At 65.4% G+C, this 7,490-nt stretch carries 7 protein-coding genes; 4 read left to right on the top strand and 3 right to left on the bottom strand.

From position 1 onward, the window contains the following. A partial coding sequence (locus CIW48_RS20995) for a calcium-binding protein (RefSeq protein ID WP_149312500.1) occupies nucleotides 1-431 on the top strand: 431 nt, incomplete at its 5' end. A gap of 518 nt (nucleotides 432-949) precedes the next feature. Here the strand turns inward: CIW48_RS20995 and CIW48_RS20990 are convergent. Further along, the gene (locus tag CIW48_RS20990) at nucleotides 950-1,846 is read right to left on the bottom strand and encodes a DUF4399 domain-containing protein (RefSeq protein WP_149312499.1); all 897 of its coding nucleotides are present in this window, start codon (nucleotides 1,844-1,846) and stop codon (nucleotides 950-952) included. A gap of 307 nt (nucleotides 1,847-2,153) precedes the next feature. Then, nucleotides 2,154-2,852: a hypothetical protein gene (locus CIW48_RS34150; RefSeq protein ID WP_246695350.1), complete on the bottom strand. Its 699-nt coding sequence runs from the start codon at nucleotides 2,850-2,852 to the stop codon at nucleotides 2,154-2,156. A 291-nt stretch (nucleotides 2,853-3,143) separates the two neighbouring features. Between CIW48_RS34150 and CIW48_RS34145 the strand changes: the two genes are divergently transcribed. Then, nucleotides 3,144-3,881, top strand: a complete 738-nt coding sequence (locus CIW48_RS34145) for a formylglycine-generating enzyme family protein (protein WP_246695349.1) — start codon at nucleotides 3,144-3,146, stop codon at nucleotides 3,879-3,881. A 58-nt stretch (nucleotides 3,882-3,939) separates the two neighbouring features. Here CIW48_RS34145 and CIW48_RS20980 read toward each other — a convergent pair whose 3' ends face one another. Then, nucleotides 3,940-4,623 carry a Crp/Fnr family transcriptional regulator gene (locus CIW48_RS20980; RefSeq protein ID WP_149312497.1) on the bottom strand — a complete coding sequence of 228 codons (684 nt, stop codon included), beginning with the start codon at nucleotides 4,621-4,623 and terminating at the stop codon, nucleotides 3,940-3,942. 65 nt (nucleotides 4,624-4,688) lie between these two features. Between CIW48_RS20980 and CIW48_RS20975 the strand changes: the two genes are divergently transcribed. Both CIW48_RS20975 and CIW48_RS20970 read left to right on the top strand, forming a co-directional pair. Continuing rightward, the gene (locus tag CIW48_RS20975) at nucleotides 4,689-7,115 is read left to right on the top strand and encodes a HAMP domain-containing sensor histidine kinase (RefSeq protein ID WP_207105492.1); all 2,427 of its coding nucleotides are present in this window, start codon (nucleotides 4,689-4,691) and stop codon (nucleotides 7,113-7,115) included. Continuing rightward, the gene (locus CIW48_RS20970; RefSeq protein WP_091777687.1) at nucleotides 7,112-7,480 is read left to right on the top strand and encodes a response regulator; all 369 of its coding nucleotides are present in this window, start codon (nucleotides 7,112-7,114) and stop codon (nucleotides 7,478-7,480) included. Before CIW48_RS20975 ends, CIW48_RS20970 begins: the two co-directional genes overlap by 4 nt. The last annotated feature ends 10 nt before the right edge of the window (nucleotides 7,481-7,490 follow it).

Raw genomic sequence — 7,490 nt, 5'->3', positions numbered from 1 at the left:
ACGGCGGCAAGGGTGACGACACCGTCTACGGCGGCAAGGGCAACGACACCATCCACGGCGGGGCCGGCAACGACCACCTCTACGGCGGCAAGGGTGACGACACCGTCTACGGCGGCAAGGGCAACGACACCATCCACGGCGGGGCCGGCAACGACCACCTCTACGGCGGCAAGGGCAACGACACCATCCACGGCGGCAAGGGCAACGACACCATCCACGGCGGGGCCGGCAATGACCACCTCAACGGCGGCAAGGGTGACGACACCGTCTACGGCGGCAAGGGCAACGATACCATCCACGGCGGGGCCGGCAACGACCACCTCTACGGGGGAAGCGGACCTGCGGACCATGGCCACGAGCAGATGCCGGTTCACCAGGACATGGGTGGACACGTCGATGCTCACGTTCTCGACATGGGCATGTTCCACTGAATTCCGTAATCGGCCAAACTCAACGGCCATAAGCCCATGACAGCGTGCCCCGCCAGGCTCACCTGGCGGGGCACGACTTCGTCTGACAGTCGCGCGATCGGGCTCGCTGGGAAAATTTAATTTCAGCCGATTCGGTCAAATGTCGGTGAGCATCCCGGTCTATTCACGGCCCCTCCGGCCGAATGAGGCGCATCTTCGTGATCTTCGTCACAGCCGGTGGCCGCGCGCGCGGCGATACTCGCCATCAGAAGGCGAACTGACGGGAGGCCGCCATGAGACGCTCCACCGAATTACGCGTCAAATGCCAGATCTGGCGCGACTTGGATCTTCTTCTCGCACGGCGAGCTGCTCTCGACGGCCTGCCCAAGCGCGGAGAGCCCGTCACAAATTCTACCGCCAACCGCTAGGCCGGCGGCGCGATCCGATGAAGCACCGCGTATTCCGAACTTGCCGCGTGACGCGGATCGCATCACCGACCGTCGACCGCGCTCAGGCCGCGCGGCCCGGCGAGCAATCATCTACCGGCTGTGGTGGCGCCGTGGTCGCGGCTTGCGTCCGGTCCGCGTCACGGTCACCCGAATCACGTTGGACATGACGGGTGGCTTGTGGGGGACGTGGTCTGCATCGGCGAGAACAAGTTGCAGACTGTGCGTGCCGAGGGGCAGCGTGACCAGCGCCTCCGTCTGTCCGAGGCCGAAATGCAGGTGCTCGAAATCATTCGGGATCCGTTCATCGAGCGCGTGCAGGGAGGTGTCGATCAGCAGATGGTGGTGACCTGTATTGGCCTTGTCGAAACCCGCCGGTGCCACGCCCATTCCGGTCAGGCCGAAGCGGATGAGGGTCTTGCGTGCTACGACGTCGCCGTTGCGCGGCTGAACGAAGTACACGCGCGCTCCCGGTGGTGACGGGCGCTGTTGGATGGCCCCTCCCTCTGCCGCGGCAACCGGCTCGGCGACCTGGGATGCTACCCGGATCTTGATGACCTCGGACGCAACAGGGGGATTATGCGGAATGTGGTCCTTATCGGCGAGCAGCAACTGGAGCGTGTGCTCGCCTGGCGTCAGCTCGATCTCAGCCTCGGTCTGCCCGGCGCCGAAATGCATGTGGTTGAAGTCGTTCGGGATCGGCCGGTCCGCAGCCGGCATCGGCGCGTCGATCAGAAGATGATGGTGTCCGGAGTTCGGGCGATCCAGGCCCGCCGGTGCCACACCCATGTTCCGCAGGCCGAAATGGATCGTCGCCTTGGGCGGAAGGGTGCTGCCGTTCTTGACGTCGACGAAGTAGACCGCTGCGCCTGACGGCGATGGCGTCGGGCCGCCTTTGCGCTCCTGCGCCGTTACGGTGGACGCGGTCAGCAGCAGAACAAGAGCCGCTCGAGGTAGGCCGCCCGCAACTGATTTCACCGCATCAATCACATTGCCTCCTGCGCAACGCGCTGATCAGAACTCGCATTTCGAGGGCGTGCGATGTCTTCTCGATTCGAGCGGCACGACGCTTGATCCATACAACGGCGTCGCTGGAATGGCAATTGAAACCTATTGATATCTTGTTTAGGCGTTAGGGCCCAGGAATGAACGAAACTTCGGGATCGGCGATGATTGCGCTTCGGCCATTTCTACCTACACTGCAGTTCTCGCTCGTCCGATCATTGCGTACAGGTCATCGTTCATGTCAGGACGGATCTATGTTGGGAGCCCTCCGGAGCTGACGCCTCGGGCAGGGTTACGCAGCCGCATCGGCGGAAGCGGCGTGCTGATCTTTCTGGCATTCCTCGCGCTGAGCGAACTGCTGCTGGCGGTGCGGCCCGGCCTGGCCCAGAACCCGATCGGAGCCGGGCGGCGGTTTGCCCTGCTCATCGCCAACAGCCGCTACCCCGATGCCCAGGGTTCCTTGCCGACGATCGTGAAGGATGGGCGCCTCCTCGCGGAAGAGTTGCGGCGAGGCGATTTCGACGTCGACCTGCGCGAAAATCTGAGGCGAGAGGACGTCCAGGCGACCTTGGACACCTTCTATGCCAAGCTCAACGCCGGTGCGGCCGCCTTCGTGTACTTCGGCGGATACGGCATCCAGGTCGAGCGCCAGAGCTATCTTATTCCCGTCAACGCGCAGATCTGGTCCGAGACGGAAGTCCGTCGTGATGGCATCAGCCTCGATGCGATCCTGAGCGAGTTGAACCGTCGCGGCGTGCGCGTGAAGATCGCGGTGGTTGACGCGGCTCGGCAAAATCCCTTCGAGCGCCGCTTCCGAGCCTCGTCGGCGGGTTTGGCGCCGGTCGACGCTCCGGAAGGGAGCTTGATCCTTTTCTCGGCCCCGCCGGGGAAAGTGGTGCGCGAGGATGACGGTGATGTCAGCCTGTTCGTGAGTGAACTCGGGAAGGAATTGCGCGCGCCGAACCTGACAGCGGAAGAGGCGTTCACCCATACCCGGATCGGGGTATCGCGCGCATCGAAGGCGGAGCGCGTTCCATGGATCTCCTCGTCCTTGATCGAAGAGTTTCGTTTCGCCGTCGCGCCGGCCAACGCTCCGGCGTCGATTGTGCCGGACCGGACCAGCAAGGGCGAGCCGCCTCTCGTCGCGCGTCGTCCGCCTTCCGATCCAGCCGCGCCGCCCCTGCCGGCGCCATCTACGAAACCGCCCCCGACGGCCGTTCCGCAGACCGCGGCGGCCTTGCCTGTTCCAGGCCCACCAGCGCCACCGCAATCTCAGGCGCCGATGCAGGAGAGCCGTCAGACGGCGGGACAGAGCCTGCGGGATTGTGAGACGTGCCCCGAACTCGTCATCCTGCGGGCGGGGACGTTCGAGATGGGCGCCGGCGCTCAGCCGTTCGACCGTCCTGTTCATCGGGTGACGATCCCGCGCCCATTCGCGATCGCACGCCGGGAGGCGACCATCAACGAGTGGCGCAGCTGTGTCGAGGCGGGGGCCTGCAAGTACCGGCCGAAGGTCGTGGACGAGCAGGCCGGCACGCAGCCAATCACGAACGTGAGCTGGTTCGACGCGCAGGAATATGTCGCTTGGCTCAGCGCGCTGACGCGGCGGACCTACCGCCTGCCGAGCGAGGCGGAATGGGAGTACGCCGCGCACGGTGGCACAAGCACCGCCTTCTCCTGGGGGCCTCAGGTCGGCGACAGCAAGGCCAATTGCCGCGAGTGCAGCCGGACGGGCGGCCACGAACTGTCCAGCGTCGCGAGCTTCGCGCCCAATGGGTTCGGCCTATTCGACATGGCGGGCAACGCAGCCGAATGGGTCGAGGATTGCTGGAATGATTCCTACCGAGGCGCCCCGCAGGATGGAACGGCTTGGCTCACCGGGACCTGCAGCCAGCGGGTGCTCCGGGGCGGTTCCTTCGATAGTTCGGCCAGCTACGTGAAGCCCTCGGCGCGGTTCCGGTACGATGCCGATGTCCGGTACTATGCCAACGGGTTCCGGGTGGTGCGCGGGCTGCCGTGACCGGGCGCGCGAGCTTGTTCGCCATCGGGACGCGGGGTCCGTCCGGCACATCCTCGGATCACCCGGAGGAAGGCTCCTGTGCCATGCGGGTCAGCGCCTCGGCATTGAGGAGCACGACACAGCCCCGGCGCAGATCGATGTACCCGGCGCGGCGCCAAACCTGCAATTGGCGGTTCACGCTCTCGCGCGTGCCACCCACGAAAGCGCCGAGTTGTTCCTGGGAGATCTGGATCTCGTTGCCGAAATCCTCGGCCAGCACCGCCAGTCGGCGGGCGAGCCGGACTCCCAGCGACAGCGTGGCCAGTTCGTTCATCTGGCCGGCGATGTAGCGGATCCGGCTGCAGAGGAGACCGATCAACCGGATGGCTACGTCGGGCTCGCGCGTGAGGTAGGCGAGAAGATCGGAACGCCGCAGGACGAAAACCTCGCTCGCCACGACGGCCACTGCATCGGCCGTGCGCTCGTTTCCGTCGAGGAGGGCAATCTCACCGAACAAGTCGCCGGCCCCAAGACTGTTGAGCACGATTCGTCGTCCGGCCTCGGTCCCGGTTTCGATTCGGATTTCCCCGCGCCTGATTCCGTAGAGCGTGTCACCAGGATCGCCGACCTGGAATAAGATTTCGCCCGCTCGCAGCATGCGCGCCGTCGCCATCTCGGCAAGACTGTCAATCACCTCCGGGCCGAGGTCCGCGAACAGCGGGTTCACGCGCAGAAGCGGACCGAAACCGGAGCCTTTCGACATCACCGCCACCCCGAGAACGTAAGAGCGCCAGATTCTCACGCGAACGCAGGTCATCGCGCAACGGCTTGTTTTCAGTTGCCCAATTTTCCTTGTTCGACCATGCTGGCTATAGAGCATTCGATGGCGATTCACGTCACCTATTGTGGGGACAAGCCGTCCCTGCCAGCCCGGCATTGCGGAGTCTGCCGATGCGGACGGAGGGCGCACTCTCGTCGGCGCCGAGCTTGACTTGGCGAGGCAGCCTGTTCCGCAAATACGTCCTGACGCTCGTAAGTCTTGTCGCCTTGGTTCTGACCATCAACGCGGCCGTGGAGACCTGGTTTCTGTATCGGGAAACCGTCGAGCGCGTCGCCCGCGTCCAGGCCGCCTTCGCGGCCAGCGCGACGGCGGCCGTCGAAGACACGCTGGCAGAGATCGAGCGACAGGTGGGTTGGGTGACACGGGCAAGCGCGCAGAGCCTCGCCCAGCACCGCGAGGACTACGCTGCGCTTCTCGACCAGACACCGATCGTCCTGACGCTCGCCTTTTTCGATGACGAGGGCCGCGAGCGTGTCCGAACCAGCCGGCCGGACAGCGCTGATCCCATGGCATCGGCTGATCTTGGGCCGGTCCCGCAGCACAAGGGATTTCAGAACCTCCAGATCGTCGGGGGCGAGATCTACACAAACCTGCTCCTGCCGCATCCGGGCGCGGGGACCGGCGCCACCCTGGCCCGTGTCCGGCTGACCGCCTTGACGGGGAGCCTCCCGTCCGCGGCCGCCGGTGTCGGAAGCTACGCTGACCTCGTCACGCCGGACGGGATCAGCGTGGCCCGCTCCGACAAGAGCCCGCATGCGACGGGCGATCGCCTGACCCTGCCGACACCCGGTTCGGTGGCCTATGTCTCCGATGGCGCGGGACAGCCGGTCCTGGCCACCCAATATGCCCTCGCTGTGCTACCCGCCTCGCTCATCGTCGCGCAGCCCCTGAGCGAGGCGCTGGCGCCTGTGCGCGACCTGCTCATCCGGCTCGTCTGGCTCCTCGCGTTCGGCCTCGTCGTGGCGATCTGCGCCAGTCTCCTCTTGGCCCGCCGTATGCTCGTGCCGATCCGCGCGCTGCATGCCGGGGCCGAGCACTTCGCGGCCAACCGCTTCGAGCACCGCATCGCCGTGCGCACGGGCGACGAGTTCGAGGCGCTCGCGACGCGCTTCAACACCATGGCCGATGCACTCTCGACGTCGTATGCGCGGCTCGAGAGCGAGATCCAGCGACAGACCCGAGATCTCGCCCGCTCCGTCAGCGAATTGCGGGCTCTCGAGGAAACCGGGCGCGCCATCGTCGCCTCCCTTCAGATCGATGACGTCGTGCGGGCGATCGCCGCGCGGGCCGCGACGCTCGCGGGTTCCGACGCCAGCGCCGTCTATTTGGTCGAGGCGCCGGGCGAGACGTTCCGCCGCGCTGGTGACCACGGTCTGCCGCCCAGCGCGGTCAGCGACATACTCCCCGCCAATGCCCTGGACAAAGCCGGCGACGCTGCGGCCGAAGTCATCCTGGTCCGCGACCTGACCACGATCAGCGGACTTCTCACAGGCGTTGCGGAAGGGTTTCAATCCGCCACGCTCATCAACCTCGCCGACAGCGACGGCCGCCTCGGCTTCCTCCTCCTGCTCGCTCGGGACGCCGCTCCCTTGGGCAGCTCCGAGCATGTCCTGCACACGTTCGCGCATCAGGCCGCTCTCGCGATCCGCAACGCGCGTCTCTTCCAAGAGGTCGACGAGAAAGGCCGACAGCTCGCCGCCGCAGATCTCCATAAGACGCAGTTCTTCGCCAACATGAGCCACGAGCTCCGCACGCCACTGAACGCCGTGCTAGGCTATTCGGAGCTTCTGGCCGACGGGCTGTACGGTCCGCTCAGCGAGAAGGCCAGCGAGGCCCTGGAGCGTATTCAGATCAACGGCCGCCACCTGCTGAGCCTGATCAATGACGTTCTCGACTTCACGAAGATCGAGGCTGGCCTGCTCACGCTTGATATCCAGGATTACGCGCTGGGTGCATTGATCGAATCCGTAACGGTGGCAGCCTCCTCGCTGGCCCAGGCAAAGGGCCTCGCCCTGCAGACCGACGTCCCGCAGACACTGCCGATCGGACAGGGCGACGAGCGGCGGCTCACACAAGTGTTCATGAATCTCGTGGGCAACGCCATCAAGTTCACGCAATCCGGCTTCGTGGAGGTGTCTGCGCAGGCCGTCGACGACACCTTCGTCATCAAGGTTTCCGACACGGGTCCTGGTATTGCGCCAGTCGATCAGGCACGGATATTCGACGAATTCCAGCAGGTGGACAGCTCGAGCACGCGCCAGCAGGGCGGTACGGGACTGGGCCTCTCGATCACCCGCCAACTCGTCCTCCTGCATGGTGGCCGGATCGAGGTGCGATCGGAGTTGGGACAGGGTGCGGTGTTTCAGGTGACCCTTCCGATCCGCACGGCTGTCGAGAGGAAAAAGGCCTCATGAAGCGGATACTGATCGTCGAGGATACGGAGGACAATCGTCGCATCCTGCGCGACCTTCTCTCGGCTGCCGGCTATGGCATCGTCGAGGCTCCGGATGGGCAGCGAGGCGTCGAGGTGGCGCAAGCCGAGCAGCCCGACCTCATCCTGATGGATATCCAGCTTCCCGTGATGGATGGTTACGAGGCCGCCCGGCGCCTGAAGGCTGATCCCTCGACGCGTCACATCCCGGTCGTTGCCGTGACCTCCTACGCCCTTTCGGGCGACGAAGATCGAGCCCTCGCCGCGGGCTGCGACGGCTATGTCGCCAAGCCGTTCAGCCCGCGCAAGGTCCTGAGCCTCGTTCGCCAAATGCTCGTTGACGTCTGAGGCGGAGCGG

It is taken from the genome of Methylobacterium sp. P1-11 (genome assembly GCF_008329595.1).
Classification (GTDB): Bacteria; Pseudomonadota; Alphaproteobacteria; order Rhizobiales; family Beijerinckiaceae; genus Methylobacterium.
Note: the sequence above shows the minus strand (reverse complement) of the source record. Positions and strands in the feature narration are given on the sequence as shown.